Raw genomic sequence first — 18887 nt, 5'->3', positions numbered from 1 at the left:
TTAAGCGTCGTACAAATGTTCCATGAATACCTTTGCAGTGATCTCTTCGCTGATTTCTGCTAGCGGATGTTGATCGGCTGGCGATTTAATCAAACCTGATGCAACACAATGATCTAACAAGGTCGTCATTAATTTAATATCCAGTTTAGGGCAACGGATATCAGTCTCTTTTAACAATGCTTGAATACGTGATGTATCATATTTTGCCTGTTCAGACAAATCATCTTCATCACTAACCAATGCCAAAATATCAGTAAAGCTTGAGTGATAAGGTTTGCCATTGAGTAACATGCGATCCTCATGCAATGCTTGAAAATAATCATCGCAAGGCACATTGCGAACTTCATAACCATACTCACGCAGTAGATCAACTATTGCATTGTAAGTAGGTGGATTCGGGTTAACTAAATTGAAAGTTTGCCCCTGAACAGTATGTATATTTTTCACCACTGCTAGAGACGCTTTAGCAACATAATCTACCGGTGTTATATCAAAGTCATCCGTTGAGTGAAAAGTGTAACCCGTTTCAACTAATGCTCTGATCATCTCATAATAGATACCTTTTACCGTCGTTCCAGACAGCGGGTAACGACCATTTTGACTGTCACCCCAAATATTACCAGGGCGAACAATTGCAACTTGTAAGCCCTTTTGTGATAACTCATTCAGCATGACTTCGCTTTCAAATTTAGTTTGCTCATAACCCATATCATCAAAGCACTGGCCATAATCTACTTTATCTTCTTTAAGCACAAACCCTGACTCATATAACTTAGAGCCTACCACCGAAAAGCTTGAGGTATAAAGTAGTGGAATATTTGCTTCCATACATAACTTAGCAACACGCTCTGTACCAGCAACATTCTCTTCACGCAAAGATGGGTATTCAGCAATCAAAGATAATTTAGCGGCGCAGTGAATAACAACTTGAGCTTGAGAAGCCAAAGTAGCGTAATCATCGCTATTGAGGCCTAATAAGTCTTTGCCTATATCACCATAGACAACACTAATACGTGATAATTGATCCCCGACCTTACTGTCAGAGTCATACATATCAACCATCTCCAATATTCTGCTCCGCGCATTATCTAAGTCTTTTTCGCGTGACATGCAATATATTTTTGCACTCGTGGTGGTCAGTAACTCAGTTAAAATACGTCCACCCAATACGCCTGATGCACCAGTCAATAAATAGTTATCTGGTAAAAACGCTGCGTTATTGTTCATGTTAAGTCCTTACTATTGTTCCATTAAATTTCACGTTTTACGCTACATAGCACCAACTCGCATGCCACCATCAATTGTGATCACTGCAGAGTTAAGATAGTTCGTTTTACAAGTTGCTAAAAATTGTACGACTTCTGACACATCATCTGCATTGCCAAAGCGCCCGATTGGCACCGTACGACGAGCAAACTTTGCTTCTTCAGCATCAGGAATACTTTCGTTTTCAAGAAACTGGTCAAACATTTGTGTCTTACAAATACCCGGTGCAACACACGTTACACAGATATTCATAGGCCCAAGTTCCTGTGCCCATGATTCAGATGCTTTAATGAGCCCCGCTTTAGAAGCTGCATAGGCTGCACTACCACCTGACCCCCAAATACCCGCAACCGAGCCAATATTTATGATACGTCCATATTTTTGCCTTACCATGGCTTGGCTAAATATAGTCGTACAATTAAACGCACCGGTTAAGTTCACATCAAACGTCTGCTTTGCCGACACTAAAGAGTCCATTTTTAGACAAAAGGCCTTGTGCAAAATGCCAGCATTGTTAACCAGCACGGTGATAACACTGCTCTGTCTTTGCTGCAATTGGTCATATACCGATTGCACACTTTGGGTGTTGGTCACATCCATGACAAATGTCAATAAACGTTCGTCATCCAAGCTGTGCTTTAATGACGCCAACTTATCTTCATTCAAATCAACTGCTGCTACTGTATAATTTGACGCGAGTAAGGCGCGGCATATCGCCGCTCCAAACCCACCAGCAGCACCTGTAACAACTGCTATTTGCTCTACCATGAGTATCAAAGTCCTTTAGGGAAGGTGATATCAATGATCTGCTTTGCATTAGCCATCGCAGGGTAGATACGCTCTTCAAAGAACGCCACATCATTTTGATTAATCATCAAGTTTGAATACATACGAGATAATGGTGAGAATTGAATACCATAGCGTTTGCATATTTCACGAATGATGATGTCACACATCTTCACCTTTGCGGTGTATCCTTCAGAGCGGTCAACCAATTCATTTTGTGAGTGGAATACCATGCCAGTTGGCATACCTTGCAGTACAAGTGGCATATCTGAAGCATGAGCTGCTTTTACAAAAATGTCCGCCATTTGTGACATAATGCCACCCATACGGTCATAACAACCTGGCTCATTTTCAATCAAATCAAAGGTCGCTTTGATTGCCGCTAAACCCATCGGGTAACCATTGAATGTACCGGCGTGAATGATCTTACCTTTGGTGTAATAATCCATAATATCTTTACGGCCAACAATGGCAGAAATAGGCACCGCGCCACCACCAAGTGCTTTACCAAGCGTAGTAATATGTGGAGTAACACCAAGTAACTTCTGAGCACCACCCAAACCAAAACGCACACCCGTGATTACTTCATCAAAAATCAACAGTACGTTATGCTTCTCACAAGCTGCTTTTGCACGCTCTAAGTACCCATCCTTTGGTAAGATACCGCCACCATTCATACAGATTGGTTCCATCAATACAGCAGCAATTTCATTACCATGCTGCTCTAAAGTGCGCTCTAAGATTTCAGGGTCATTCCAAGGCAACATAAATGTTTGATCTTGTAATGTGTTAGGGAAGCGACCTAACGTGTCCAGCATGTCGCCTTTGAACATTTCTGGTACTGGAAAGTCTTTTGAATCGGCATTAAAACGACCGCCTACGACATTATCCGCATTGCCATTATAGTGGCCATGAAAACGAACAAAGCGAGGTTTACCGGTGTAACCACGTGCTAAACGAATCGCATTTTGTACCGCTTCCGTACCACTTAAACTAAAGCGTACACGCTCAGCAGAAGGAACATTATCAATAAGCTTTTGACACACTTCATACTCAAGGTCAAAGGTATCAACAGACGTCAATTTCTGCATGTTCTCAATCAATATTTGATTGTATTGCTCATTATTGTGGCCAACAAACAAAGCACCGAATTTACAAAATAAATCAAGGTGTTCATTACCATCCATATCCCAAACACGTGACCCCTTTCCTTTAACGAATGGTACTATCAGGGCTCTTTCTGGATCTGCGAAATTATAGTGTGCACCACCTGGTAGTACGTCCCATAACTTTTTAAAGTACTCTTTTGACTCTGTCAGATCTAATTTTTGATTTACTACTGTATTCATTTTCTTTATTTCTCCTTGAATAGAATCTAGCTTGGTTTCTTCCTTCTCAAAGTGCTGCTCAGTGCTTGCACTAAATTGCTGTAATCTGATTGGGAAGGTTCCGTCTTGGCATTGTTCAATACCAGAAACGGATAATGTTTTTGCAATATTGACACGGGTTAAGTATGCAGCGCAGTTAAGTAGATAATTGGCTACGCCCTCAACCGTGCGTTTTGGTGCGTCTTGCAAGTGACTTTCTTGTAGCCAGTCATTGTTTGCCCCCATCGCTGGGCCACACCAAATTTGATAGTCGATACGACGTTGCGCATCTCCGGTAATTGCCCACTTCGATGATTGACCCAAATACCACTGAAATACCAATGCCATTTTTCGTTTTGGATCTTTCTCAGCAGAATCAGCAATACGTTGTAAGTTACGGCTAGCAAAAAAGGCTTTAGTGTCATCCCAAATTTGCATCAGTGGCTTATGAAACATTTGTTTTTCTAGCTGCTGTTGCTCAGCTTCAGGAATTTGTTCCAAAGAATCATAGCGTTTATAAATTTGATACAACTTTTGCGAGCGTACCCCATACATCGTGCCTTTTTTCAAAGTCTGAACTTGAGCACCTAATTCAAACATATCAGCAGAGGGCGATGACACAACATCTGCCGTTGTCGCCCCCGACAGCATCTCACGTACTTGATCTGAAGTACCAGACTCCACACACGCTTGGTTAATAGAGCCAGTCACGACATATGCCGCCCCCATCGCATAGGCAGCAGCAACGGCTTCAGGGCAACCAATACCTCCTGCAGCCCCCACTCGAACAGCTTGCTGGTAGCCATGCTGCTTGTGCATACGAGTTGCTAAACGCAACATTTGCGGGAAGATACATGTTAATGAACCATGATCAGTGTGGCCGCCAGAATCCGCTTCAACCGTAATATCGTCGGCCATCGCTAACTGCTCGCTAAGCTTGGCTTCAGTTTCGGTTAAATGACCACTGGCAACGAGTTTTGCCACTATTTTTCCCGGCGCTGGCGCTAAAAACTTGGTCGCAACTTCAGGGCGAGAAATTTTAGCAATCACTCTTTGCGCTGGCACAACCTGACCATTGATCAGCTGAGCCCCTTTTAAACGGAAGTACACTAAAGCAGCCGTCAAATTAATATATGCTGCTGCTTCAACTACCTTTACACCATTATCTAGGCACAGCTGCACAACTTGCATTTCCCAATCAGGGTCAGCAGGGTTATGTAGCATATTCATGGCAAATGTTTTATCGCCAACCGCTTGTTTAATCTCAGACAAGCTTTGCGCTATGCGCTCTAGGGTTAGTCCACCTGCGCCGAATGAGCCAAGCATACCGGCGTTTGCAAAAGCAGCGACCATCTTCGCCGAGTGAATACCATTGGCCATGGCGCCGCCCATATAGGCATAGTTCAAACCATATGCTCGTCTAAATGATTCACTGCCTAGTTTATTTGGTGTAACAGTAGGAATTACGCCTGCTACTTCACTCAGTGAAATCTGATCTGCCACTAATTGACTTAATGGCATCAGTGTATTTACAGACTGCTTTGACCATACTGCCAAGGGCAAGTCTAGAGTGGCCAAATTGTCTTGGATTTGCGTTAACATCGTCATACAGTTTGTGCTCTCATTGTTAATATCGACTCTAAATCACCTTCGTAACAAACATACATGTCATCACATAAACCTATTACACGGTCTTCATAAAGCACTTCGATAACCGCTGTGATCTCCAAATTAGCGTTATTGGCTGTCAACGGGGTTACGGTGATATCTTTGATTGTCATTCGGTAAAACAAGGTTTCTTGCTGATACTTGACCTCACCACGAAACTTAGCACCTGACGTATGACCTGATTTAGTCACCAACTTAACACCTGCTAATTGCGGTAACTTTAGGTAATACATATAGAAAGAGAACAGTTGCTGACTGCCTTCTACAATAAAGGTTCCCGGCACACATGGGTCATTCTTAAAATGTGCTTTAAAAACCCAGTGATCTGTAGAGATATCCATTTCACCCAGCATCTGCCCTAACTGCCATGCACCACCTTGGGGGTCAAACTGCGATACTCTATCCAACATGCGATGACACGGACCATATAAAGCAATGGCGCTGTTATCACTATATTGTTCACCAAAGCATTGCGATAACTGCCCTGCATTCAATGCCGCAATTTGCGCACTATCAAAACTTTGATACTGACTCAATTTTGCAATGTCGATTGGATTTTGTTGTGGTTTTGCAGTAAAGAACACACCCCTATTGTTCATGCTTTTACCGCTTTGCTTTTGCAAGTCTTCGCGATAGAAAAACCCTGACGCAGCGACTAACGTGAAACAATGGCGCTCATCAGAATCGTAAGGACCCTGCGCGTAACAGTCATATTCGTAATCAATCAGTACGTTGTTACCCATCTTTTTAAATGACGTCATACGTACAACGCCACGTAACACCTCACCGGGTTTAGGAAACGCACCATGGACGGTAGTTTCACTATTTACGGCACGATAAGAATGTTGGCCCTGAAACATTTCATCACAGCCAATTAAGGTAAACGCCACTATCATCGCATGCGATGATTCCAACGATACGAACGAAGGTACTTGGCCTTTAACGACATACCAATCATCTGGTGAAAGGTCGTATTCCCAATGAATTTCACACGGCTTTAACTGACCACGCTGTGCAGTACACGATAAAATACGTGATACAAACATATACGGCCATGATGGCATGCGAGTACGAACCGGATATTGATCCGCCGCAGCGTAATCAGGCCCTAACACGTTTGCAATCAAACCATCCGTCATTTCATGTAACTGTTGCTCGTTAAACAGAGCGCCCGCTGAACGCGTCGACACAGGAATATTTTTCACTTCAGGTGCAAGACGCCCGTAACGAGGGTCAAGTAACACTGATTGAGCCGCTCTTGCACTTGTCACTGGTGACATAACCGGAGCAGGCTCAGAACCTTTATCTGCAACTGTACTTTGTGGCTTCTCAACTGCAAGCAATGATGCTGTTGTTGCAAAGCTGGCACGCATTGCTTGTAAAAATGCACTGTGTGTTTTGGCATTTTGAGCAAGCGCAGATAACACTTTATGCTTGGCTGTTTGACTCGGCACTTGCATATTAGCGAGTTCATTTACTTTCGGCTTTTCAACAACTGATTTTAGTTGCTCATTCGGTGCAGTTCGCGCCGTTTCAGCCTCTACTGATGTCGCTGTACTTACGGGCTCTATCGGTTGCGCCTGCGGTTGAACACTTTGAACCTCTTGAGTCGCATCAGGTGCACTTGTTTGCGCAACTTCAATTGGTGCAAATCGTGCGCGACATGCAGCAAACTCAGCCATAGTGGCATCATTTACTAGCGTTTCAGGTATTGTTTGCTCACCCGCGACCCAAATTGTCTTAAACAAACCTTTGGGTTTCTCACCAGAGAGGTTTGCAAATAGACTCTTAAGCCCTTTATCTTCATACTTATCTGCCGCACCTAAAATCATATGGCTGTATGTTCTATCTAACCCCATGCCACTGATTGCGCCATAGCGTAATTCATCGCTATGTTGAGACTCATGGCGAAGTAACAACCCCGCTTGTTCATTTGATATGAACTGCTGCTGCAACAGTGATGGTACTGCTGGCAAACGTCTACGATAGAGATTTAACGCAGTACTAATTAAGCTGGTGATATAAGAAGCACCGTGTAAGTGACCAACATGTTGTTTAATATTAGACACCGTTACCGGTTGAGTAACATCGCCATAAACAGACAATAGTCCCTGCTTTTCGGCACTATCTTCCGCAGCAATACCACTGGCATGTACCTCTAATAGTCCGACTTGTTGCGCCTCTATGCCTGCACGACTGAGAGCTGATTTTGCAGCCACAGCAATACACTGCTCATCAGGCACAAATTGTGTTCCATTATCAACAGATTGCGCAAAACTTAAGGCGTCAATTGTGGCATAAACACGGTCTTTATCTGTCACATCATTGCTTGATTTGAGCACAACCACACCACCGCCTTCACCGAGCTTCCAACCTTTACTTTCGATTAAAGGTTTACCCGGTTGAGCAATATTGATAGGTGAGCGCTGATTAGCAAACATCACCCCTTCAGCACTACCTCCAAAACTGCCACCACCAACAATCACGGCATCCACTTGCCCTGCTTCTAGCAGTAGCCGTGCAACATCTATGGCTTTGGCAATTGAGTTTTCATGTGACTGCAGCGTAAAAGCAGGACCATTGAGTTTTAACAACGCAGAAATACGACTAGAGACAATATTACCAATGCCCCCTGTCACCCCTTCAACCGTTGGTTCAGGAAACAGCGCATCTTTGGTTAAAGTCTCTAACCGTGCTAACTCTTCGTCTGTCAGCTCAATTTTTGCTTTGGCTAAGCTGTCTTTTAACTGCCATGCCATTTCAGTTCTGGCTTGATAACGTAAGCCATTACAATCATCATCACCTGCAACAATCACCGCAATATTGCGTACTTGTCCATCACGCTCGTAACCTGCATCTAAAAATGCAGCTTCGGCTAATGGCATAAGCGATAAATGTGATAGCAGGTGTAACCCAGCTACATTAGGTGGAATCTTGTAACGTTGGCAATCAAAGATGAAATTATCTAAGAATGCTCCAGTGGGCAGCTCTGTCAAGCCATAACGTGCAAGTAAAGACTCACATTGCTCGATACCAGACCATCGTTTTTGTGGCAGTTTACTAAAGTTATGTTGACCTTGGTCTATCAACTTATCTAAATCTACCAACTCATTAACTTGAGGCAAACATGCACTCAAACCAACTATCGACAAATTTGTTGATGGTGCTGAGGATACCTGCTCAGTTGTAGGCTCTATGGCATCTTCAGAACAGATCACTAAGTGACCATTTACACCGCCAAAACCAAAGGCATTGACACCAGCCACTTTACCCTTGCCTTGTGCAGGCCAATTTATTGCAGAACGCACAACTGAATCGATGGTTAGAATACCTGATTCACTGCCTACAAAGTCTTCAACTCTTTGCGTTGCTGGCACTTGGTCATGCTGCATAGACAGGAGTACTTTGAAGATACTCACCATACTAGATGCAGTTAACGCATGACCAAAGTTTTGCTTGTTAGCGCCAATTTTTGGCAAGTTCTGAGCGCCAAAAAATGTCGCAATGGAGTTGAGTTCAACTTTATCACCTACAGGCGTACCTGTAGCGTGACACTCAACATAGTCGGGGTAGCGACTGGTTTGCGAATAAGCCCGTGATAATGCTAATTGCTGACCTTTACTATCAGGTACCAGCATATGTTTTGCACCGGCATCATTAGATAAACCAATCGCATCAATCACACCATAAATTTTGTCGCCATCTGCTTTGGCATCACTGTAGCGTTTTAAAGCGAGTACACCTACCCCTTCACCCGCTTTTAATCCACCAGAGCGTTTATCAAATGGCAGTGACTCGCCATTTTTATCTGGAAATGCTTTGAGTACATTAAATCCATGATTGATATAAATGTGATCAGCTTGACATGTCGCGCCTGCTAACATGATATCCGCTTCACCTGCCTGCAAATGCTTACATGCAAGGCTTATCGAATAAATGCCCGAAGAACATGCACCATCAATGGTGTATGTTGGCCCTTTTAAGCCCAGTGCTTGCGCTGTAACTACCGCATTATGACTACCGATAAACAAGTTATCCATTGACCAGTCACGACCTTGCCAATACTTACTAAATGCAAAGTCTTCGCGGCCAATCAAAGTTTGCAGATATGGCGTCAAAATCTCATGATACATACCACTTACCAACTGCTTTGCAGCATGCGTTGGCATATTGATATTGCCCAGCACTAAACCGGTGCGAGATACCGCCTTTTCAGCATCAGCAGAGCTCACATCCTTTAGAGCTTGGGCAGCGGCATGTAAAGTCCATTGAAATACCTTATCAAACTGCTTAAGTGTTTGCTCAGCAACTTTGAAACCGTTGAGTTCAATATCAGACTTTCTAACATAGCCATTTTTACTGTAGCCTATCTTATCAATCGTCCCCTTTTCTGGATGCTTGTAGTGCGCAGGAGACACACCAAGCTCTTGCTCAGAGATCTCACTTGTTACATCAGTCCCCTGTTCAAACACTTTCCAGAGTTTTTCAGGAGTGTCGGCTTCAGGGAATATACACCCTAAGCCGACAATGGCTATTTTATCCTTCATGTTCACTCACACCCTTAAGCAGCGCATTTTCTGATTCAGAAATCGACGCTAACTGTGTGTACTTAACCCCAGTGAGTCGATAAGCTAACTCATGACGCGCGTTATAGACTGAAATATCAGAGATCAATGTTTGTTTGTTGCAAGAGACAATGTCAGCAGCCACATAAAAATCGTCATCAAAATTAATATCTCGATGCTTTTCTATATGTTGTACACCCAGTGGTAAACCGACCGTTTGCTTATGATGACGAAGCCATAAATAAGGGACTTGAACAAATACGTCGGCGATAAAACCATTAAACTGTCTAAGTTCATTGAATTGACCTAAACCGACTTGCTCAGTGCTTAAATGACACAATGCCAAGATACTTTTATCATCGTGTTGTACAACTTTATCAATACCTTGCAATGCACGCCCATGGAAAACATAACCTTGTTCGCCATTATGATAAATAGGCAATGGTAAGACTGCCATACCTTGTGTTTTGGCCGCATCAAGCTGCGCCGGACTGGCTTCAGCTTTGGCCACAAGTGCAATACTTGCTTGATAGTGTTTAAGCGCATTGCCGTCTTTAAGTCCTACCACTTCAAGACTAAGTTGCAATTTGCTACCTTGGTGCTTATCAGCAGTAATAACACACTGATAGTCATCACTTTGTTTACCATCAAACACAATGCCTTTTAATACTGCAAAGTCGTTGATTTCGCTTAATGAAAAGCCAGGGTAGAAATTTAAACTCTGCTCAATCATCCAATGTAATGCGAACATCGCAGGTAAAACCGCATGACCACCTACCTGATGGTCAGCCAACCCAGCGGTTGCAGACTCCAACAAAGTACGCGTTACTTTTTGCGGATCATTATATTGCACTGACACTGGCTTTTTATCAGCATGGTATGTTCGACCACCAATGATTACTTGCGTACTACTGCCCGAAGTTACATCTAGCTCAGCAACACATGCAGCAAACCCAGTTGGTTTATCAATCAGTACTAAATTGCGACTTTCATAAGCTTTTTTCAGCACATCATTAACCATGCCGCCATCCCATGGTCCCCAATTTATTGAGCGGACCAAACAACTTGGATATTGACGTTTGATGGTATCTGCAACACGAGACAGTACTTCATTAGACATTGAGTAGTCTGTTTGACCTGCATTGCCAAAGAAGCCAGAGACGGATGAAAACAACAGCACAGTTTCAAGCTTTGCTTTATCCACCAGTGATAAGATGTTTTGCAGACCTAAAATTTTAGTATCAAACACCAAAGCAAAATCATCTAACGACTTGCGCTCAATCTTTTTATCAGCCAAATTACCAGCGCCGTGAATAACACCCGTTATTGTACCAAGCTCTTTTTCTGCGCTGCTAATCACTTGCGCGAGCGCTTCTTTGCTCTGTACATCTGCCGAATAATAACGCGCTGGCGCACCTATTTCAGACAATTTGTCAAGCGTGTGATTAATTTCTTGTGTGCCTTTTACTGAGCGAATTAAAGCATCAACTTTTGCTGGTGTCATCGGCTCAGACTGTGCTTTTAAATGTGCGATAGCTTGTTTTTTCAGCTCAGCATCATCATTCACACCCTGCGCCCACTGTGGCTGCGCTTTCAACTCGCTGCGTCCAAGCAGTACAAACCGACAACGGTAACGTTTTGCAAGCTCTATCACACAGCCTGCGGTTATGCCCTTAGCACCCCCACTGACCAAAATAACAGACTGTTCGTTAAGTACCGGTTGCGCAGCACGTTCTGTTACTGGCGTACGCTCAAGCAATAACTGTAAACGCTGCTCTTTCGTACGCCCTACATGACTTAAAGTGCGGTCAGAGTCAGCAAGCTCTATGGCAAATACATCATTCAACGCTTTTTTAGTCATACCTGCTTGTATGTCTAGGTGACGACAATAAACATTTGACCACTCATAGTTCAAAGATTTAGTTAAGCCACTTAACGCACTATTTAAAGCACCATTTTTAGCGTCTTTACTGGTACCAAATTGACCATCATTTAAAGCCACCGTAAAGAAGTAGGTTGGTACTTTTGTCGCTTCAGTTTGCAGCTTCGGTTGCAGTACCTTTGCCAGCATAAACAAGGCTTTTAAACTAAACACTTGTGCTTGGTCATATAAAGTATCTAACGACTCTTGTTTAAGCGCATCAGCAATATACAACACGCCTGCAATCTTACGCTTCGTTTTTGACTCAACTTCATCTATAAGCGATTGCACCGCTTCTTCTGTACATTGAGTTAAGAAAAAGTCACTCGTCGCATTGGTTTTTTTAGCGCCAACCAACACTTGAACAATATTTTGTTGATGTTGCTTAAAAGTTTCTTCAAACAGCGTCACACTTTTTTTAGTGTTTGCCAGCACTAACCATTGATGGTTTTGCTGCGCCAATATCTCGATTTGGTCAGGCTCTGCAAGCACTTCTACTTTAGCAACGTAACGGCCTACTGAACTTGGGGTCGCTGCAGATTCACTCTGCAGCTGGGACTTTTTTACGGCACCCTCCTGTGTGTCAGTTGACACAAAGAAGCCGATTTGTTGAGTTTTCTTTTTCACATCAGCGTCAGCGACGTAAACTTCTTCAGCGGGGGCTTGCTGTCCAACGGGTTTTGCTTCTTGAGCTGATTCGTTACCTTCACCACCATCAATGGCATTTAGCACTTCTTGTAGTGAATTATGTGCAAATTCAGCGATACGACGGATGGTATTAAGTGCATCAAAGTTAACGTCACCATCAAGGTCATCTTCATCCATACCTGCATCATCTGTTTCTTTGCCCCATAAGCGCTCAAACAAAGCAGCAAAGATTTCAATACGCTTGATAGAGTCAATACCCAAATCAGATTCAAGATCCATATCAGGGTCAATCATATCAGTTGGGTAGCCAGTTTTGTCGCTTACAATCTCAACCAACATATTACAGATGATATCTATATCTAATGATTCAAAATACGAGCGTTGCTCTAGATCAATCTGCCCTGCTTCTGATACAGGTGCTACCTCAGCAGGTGCTGCTGCAACGGGTGCTGAAGCAACGGGTGCTGAAGCAACTGGTGCTGAAGCAACTGGTGCTGAAGCAACCGGCGCTGAAGCAACCGGCGCTGAAGCAACGGGTGCTGCTGCAACTGGCGCTGCTGCAACCGGCGCTGCTGCAACTGGCGCTGCTGCAACCGGCGCTGAAGCAACGGGTGCTGATTGCTCAGGAGCAGGTGTAAAAGCAGCTGCGCTATTTGCATTAACATTTGCAACCTCAGACACAGAAGTTGCAGTGCTTGATGCAACTTCACCCAACAACGCCTGTTGACTGCGGAAATATTGCTCATGATTAACATGATAAAGCGTTTGATTCTTTTCAAGTACCGACAAGGTATGATCAATATGACCCAATACCTGATTAAAGCTGTCGTGGTTTCTAAACTCACTCAACGCATTTTGCTGATGGCTAATAACCGAAGTTAACATATTTAAATATTGCTGTTGATTAGACTGAAACTGGCTGTGAACATCGCTTAATTGCTGTTGAGCTTGTAATTGTCCAGCAACGGCGCTGAACTGTGCGTTTGTGTCGTTTTGAGACATGGTCAATTCCCTTGTGATCTGATTATGATTTAAATTTGAAGAAGTTTGAGTCAAGTTTGTAGCTTGATTAGCCGCCCACTTAACTTCCTGTAATTTTTGCTCTAACTGCTGCTCTAAATCTTGGTTGGCAAGCTGCAATTGTTTAATATCTTGATCTTTTTGCGCAATGCTTTGAGCAAACTTAGCTTCTTTCACAGCTGTTTTTTGCTCAGCATGTTCATCAATGTATGCTTGTAACAATTGGTCATCTGTTTCACGCATTTTTTCAATAGTTGCTCGACGTTTTGGTGTTGCATAATTACCGCCATCTAGCAAAATCGTCATCGCTGACTGCTTACTTGGAAGCGGGGCTCTAACGCGATACTTATCAATGTGCTTAAGTTCCACACCCAAAGACACCATCTGGGCAACCGCTTTATAAAATTGATTCACACTTGCAGACGACGAAGATGGATTTACTGGTACAACATCAAACGGTTTATCACCTAAAATATTTTTAACCAGATTACTGAGTACACCTTTAGGGCCAACTTCTAAGAAAACCCGAATGCCATCGGCATACATTTGCTCGATAAGCTCCACAAACCGCACTGAACTGGTTAATTGTGATGCCAGTGTTTGGCGCATTTCAGTCGATTTTTTGCTATATGGTTTAGCGGTTGTGTTTGCATAAACAGGATGCTTGGGTGATTTGAACGGAATAAACTTAAGCACTTCAGAAAACGAACCTTGTGCTTGTGCTATATACGGCGAATGAAACGCAGCATCAACATTCAGTTGCTGACATTTTAACTGCTTGGCCATCAACGTTTTTGCAGCTTGCTCGGCTTCATCTTGCGCACCAGCAAACACGGTTTGTACTGGCGAATTAAAGTTTGCGACCACTAAGTTCTTATACTCAGCTAACACACTTTTGACTGTCTCTCCGTCAGCTTCAACAGCGTACATCACGCCTTTTTCGTCTTTGCCTTGCAAGGCATTTTTCATCGACAACGCACGTTCAACAGAAGCCAAATATAATTGACTTTCTGACATTGCACCCGACGCCCATAATGCGGTTAGTTCACCATAACTGTGACCTGCAAAACAGGTTACATCCAAGCCCATATTGCATAATGTTTTGTAATATGCAGTAGATACCGCGCCTAAAGCTGGTTGAGTAAACTCTGTTCGACGCAATTTACTATGCAAAGCCTGCTCTTGTTCTTCGCAAAACACTGGAACCGGATAAATTGCAGTCGATAAGTTCTCACCTAGTTTTTTGCGAATTTCAAGATCAGCAACACCCAGAGACTCTCTAAATTCTGGATACTCAATTGCCAAATCGCGCGCCATATTTAAATACTGAGACCCCTGACCTGGAAACAATACGGCAACTTGATTTTTGTTTTCTACAACACCTTTAGGGCGATAAAAAGCGCCCAATGGATGTTCCAATGGCTGTTCAGGCTGCTTTACTATTAACGGTAAAACTTTTTCTAGTAAGGTTGCAGCATGCTGTGCATCACTGGTTACTAAACTCAAGCGAGCGTCACTAGGGGCAACACTAATTGCTTGTTGTTCTAGGTGTTGGCGGAACAAGGCTAAGCCATCTTCAGCACGCCAATCGGTCAACGCTTGTTGCGCAACCTGCTGCAATTGCTCTGGTGTTGACGCGCTTAGCACTACCACTTCTGGTAAAATAGATTGGCGGTAGGCATCTTGATGCTCATCTTGATGCTCTTCTAAAATGATATGGTAGTTAGTACCACCAAAACCAAACCCGCTGGTTGCTGCACAACGTGGCTTTTTCGCATCTCTTTTCACCCAAGGCCTAGCTTCGGCACTAATGTAGAAAGGGTTTTTCTCATCAGCAAAAAACTTATTAGGCGTAGTAACGTTGATCGTAGGTGGTAACACTTTATGGTACAGTGCTTGCGATACTTTAATAAGCGATGCAGCACCGGCAGCACATCGAGCATGGCCAATTTGTGACTTAATACTTCCAACCGCAATTGAGCGAGGGGCAATGTCATAATTACCAAACACCATACCCAAACTACGCAGCTCAGTTTCATCACCGGAAGCCGTTCCTGTACCATGAGCTTCTATCAGCTCAATATCTTCTGGTGAAATTGCAGTTCTGCCGTAACTTCTCTCAAGTGCATAAACTTGACCTTGGTCGCGCGGTGCAAATACACTTTTCGCTTTACCGTCACTTGAAGCTTCAACAGACTTAATGACGGAGTAAATTTTATCGCCATTGGCAATTGCATCACTTAAGCGTTTTAATACAACTAAGCCTACGCCATCACCCAAAAGCATACCATCTGCTTTTTCGTCAAATGGACGACAAATACCCGCTTTAGAAAGCGCTGGGGTTTTTGAAAAGCAAAGAAATGAGAAAATTGAATTTTCTAAATTTACACCACCGGTAAGTACAGCATCGCAACTACCCATGCGAAGTTCGTTTACCGCAGATTTGATTGCAGCATGGCTACTGCCACATGCCGCATCAACCATGTTAGACGTGCCACCAAAGTCAAAGTAGCTCGCAATACGACCACAAGCAACATTGCCCAAAAAGCCAGGAAAACTGTCTTCATTCCAACCAATATAACACTCATTGATTTTTTCAATGACGCTATCAATTACACTTTCAGGAAGACCGCGACTAACCATTGCACTGCGAACCATAGGTGTTTGGTTACGAGCTAACAAAGAAAAAGCCGTATTACCATTACCCGCTCCACCGAGTATCACGCCAACTTTACTTCTATTTAAGTTGCTGTTTTCATTTATCAAGTTAGCGTCTTCAATCGCTTTTTTTGCGACATGCAGTGCAAACAGTTGCGCAGTACTAATTGATTCAATCAATACGGGTGGAATTTTAAACTCAACGGGGTCAAATGCGATAGGTTTAATAAAACCCGCTTTGAACATGTAAGTTTTATCGACTTTACTTGGGTTAGGGTCATAGTAAGCGTCTTTATCCCAGTAGGTCATATTGTCTTTATCATCAACACTGGTCATCGAATCTTTCTTCTGGCAAATATTTGTCCAGAAATCGTAAAGATTGTCAGCATCAGGAAATTGACTTGCCATGCCTACAATGGCGATTGGTTCATCCTCATACGTTTTAGTTTTACTATCCGTACTCGGCTTAGGTTTAGATTTTGTAGGCGACTTCTTGGTGACCATATCACTCGTCCTTTTTAAAAAATTAGTGAAGTCAAATAAATTCCTATTTCGATCACGAAACTGCCTAACCGAGAAAAAACACTCAAGTTATTCGCTAATCAAAATACCACCTAGGAACGACAAATGTTTAACATTTGTTACATATGAAAACACTTTTTGTTTGCGATATGAAGACAGTAAGTATGAATTTTTTTATACAAAAAATAATATCTTTTATTTCTATGAAGTTACATTATGATTATTTTCATTTTTTTTAAAACCCCTCATTACAAATGAATTACACACCTTACACCCACTAAAAACCATGCAAGTTTAAAACAACTAAAACAATCAAAAAATAAAAATAAATAGATTAAAATCAATAAATTAAAAACAAGAAACCATCATTTAAAAACTGAGCAAAATACGTAAATCGGCACACCCACTCAATTTCAGAAAAGTAGCTAATTGCCACAAAAAAACATAAGCCATTGAATAAAATAAATAAATAAACAAAAAACCACCGAAACAGCACTTTCAGGTTACCAAAATAAAAATAAAAGCTTAAAATACATAAAGATATAGAGTTTAAAAATAAAAAAGTAAGTGAAAAATAAGCAAAACCAATATCGAAAATGAGAATTACTCAATAAAAAACATTTATATTTAAAGAAAAAACCTGAAAATAAAATCAAAAAAAATATTCTAACAAGTGAAATTTACAAGCAATAAAAAATCACACTCAAAAACACACCAATAACAAACAAAAAATTAACACCAAGTTAAACAAGTGTAATGTAACGTAAGCGTTCATATAGATAAATGACATTTTAAATTCGGTGTACATGAAAAAAAATATTCATCAATGGCGATACTTTCGGCGACACCTAAGATTTGATTAAAACGACAAAAGGAGTATTAGGCTAGTTGTTCTTTGAGGTATGAATTTGGTTCAAATTAAAGGCTTTGATTACGCAAAATGAGCAATGCAGCATAATAGCTTATGTCAGTTGCGAATGACAAAGTGGTGGAAGCCTTTGGTTGAACTCTTTGAGCGGTGCCATTCGGACATTTTTTCTACGTTATCAGCTGGCTTACGTAGAATAACCATGGGTAAAAGCTCAACCTTGGAAAGTATCCGAACAACTGCTGCAAAAAAAATAGCAACACACAACCTTACAGAACACTTCTTTTTGTGCAGTTCAAGACAAAGCGCACATACACAATGATGGCTATAACGTACTCAACGCATACATACCCAAAGGTGAGCAGTGCGTCACATTTGGCTTACCTAAGTTCAGGTTAGTTATGCTTGGTCAAGCTTCAAAGTCCCTCTATTTTTCAGCCAATTTGACTTTTTACGTTTACCGTTTAGTAAGTTACCCAACGCAGTATAACGAACAAACGCATGGTAACTAAGCAAAGAAAGTATGGATGTAACGAAAATATTTACCATCATTTTACTATAAATAGGCCAATCAACGTCGTATAAAAAATAGCTAACGAGCAGAACTATTGGCAAATGAATTATATATACCCAATATGCGCTGTCTGCTAAATAACGTAGCCAAGGTTGGTAGCCAAAAACCCAACGCTTAAAGAAGCCAAATAACGCAAAACTCCATAGCCACCCCCATAGGCCATAACAATACGCGACAATAAAATTATCAACTTGACTGCCTTGTTGATAAAGAAGGGGCTCTATTAGCACCAAGGTCGTCAGCATCATAAAGCAACCTAATAGCGTATATCGCCCCCAACATCGTTGAAAGTGATTCAGCCATATTCGCCTAAATTTATAAACCATCAGGCCAAAATAAAAATAGGGAACATAGTGTAATAACTGCAAAGTATTTGGCATCAACGCACCTTCAGCAGGGATCATTCCTCTTTCAAAGTGACTATCTATATATGCGATCAGGGCTGCATAAATAAGCAGCATAGCAGGATGACTAACCCAATATCGAAGCTTTTTGAACATCCCGCTGTTTGGCAGAGGTGACCAATAAAATAGGGGGATAAGTATTAGATGACATAGCAATAAATAGTATAAAAACCACAAATGACCTAAATTAAACGGATAATCTTTTGCTTTGGTAATCCAACTTCCATCTATTGCCACACCATGAGATTGCATAAGCTGCAAATACTCAATCTGAATAAAACCAAGTAGATATGAAATAATCGGCCCAAAAATCAGCAACGGAGCACCAATTCTTAACAAGCGCATCCTGATGGTTTCCACAACGCCTTTTCTACCTAATATCGCAGCCATAAAAAACCCCGATAAAATGAAAAACAACGGCATTCTAAAACTATGAATTGAAAAAACCAGCATATCTGCCCACTCACTCAAAGCGGGTTCTCTGAGTTTTTGTGGCGTATCAGAAGCCATTTGCAGCATAGCAACATGAATAACTACACCTAACCACATTATGTAGGCCCGTAAATTATCTAAATAATGAACACGGCTTCGCGCTGTTTTATTAATCATCCTAGATATCT

General features: G+C 42.0%; 6 protein-coding genes. All 6 read right to left on the bottom strand.

The window, feature by feature from the left end; genetic code table 11:
* Positions 1-1227 carry a thioester reductase domain-containing protein gene (locus SANK73390_RS14815; RefSeq protein ID WP_261591655.1) on the bottom strand — a complete coding sequence of 409 codons (1227 nt, stop codon included), beginning with the start codon at positions 1225-1227 and terminating at the stop codon, positions 1-3.
* Between the two features lie 42 nt (positions 1228-1269).
* Positions 1270-2034 (bottom strand): SDR family NAD(P)-dependent oxidoreductase, encoded by a 765-nt coding sequence (locus tag SANK73390_RS14810; RefSeq protein ID WP_261591652.1) that lies wholly within the window; start codon positions 2032-2034, stop codon positions 1270-1272.
* Positions 2035-2039: 5 nt separating this feature from the next.
* Positions 2040-5027 carry a PfaD family polyunsaturated fatty acid/polyketide biosynthesis protein gene (locus SANK73390_RS14805; RefSeq protein ID WP_462766846.1) on the bottom strand — a complete coding sequence of 996 codons (2988 nt, stop codon included), beginning with the start codon at positions 5025-5027 and terminating at the stop codon, positions 2040-2042.
* Positions 5024-9634, bottom strand: coding sequence for a hotdog fold thioesterase (locus tag SANK73390_RS14800; RefSeq protein ID WP_462766844.1), 4611 nt, complete (start codon positions 9632-9634; stop codon positions 5024-5026). Before SANK73390_RS14800 ends, SANK73390_RS14805 begins: the two co-directional genes overlap by 4 nt.
* A complete protein-coding gene (locus SANK73390_RS14795) occupies positions 9624-16403 on the bottom strand; it encodes an SDR family NAD(P)-dependent oxidoreductase (protein WP_462766843.1) in 6780 nt (2259 codons plus the stop codon). The genes SANK73390_RS14800 and SANK73390_RS14795 overlap by 11 nt, the downstream gene beginning before the upstream one ends.
* Positions 16404-17688: 1285 nt before the next feature.
* Entirely contained in the window at positions 17689-18876 is a 1188-nt protein-coding gene (locus tag SANK73390_RS14790; RefSeq protein ID WP_462766842.1) for an acyltransferase family protein, read from the bottom strand.
* Positions 18877-18887 lie beyond the last annotated feature (11 nt).

The sequence above is a fragment of the Pseudoalteromonas sp. SANK 73390 genome, from assembly GCF_054966645.1.
This window is presented reverse-complemented; position numbering and strand designations above follow the sequence as displayed.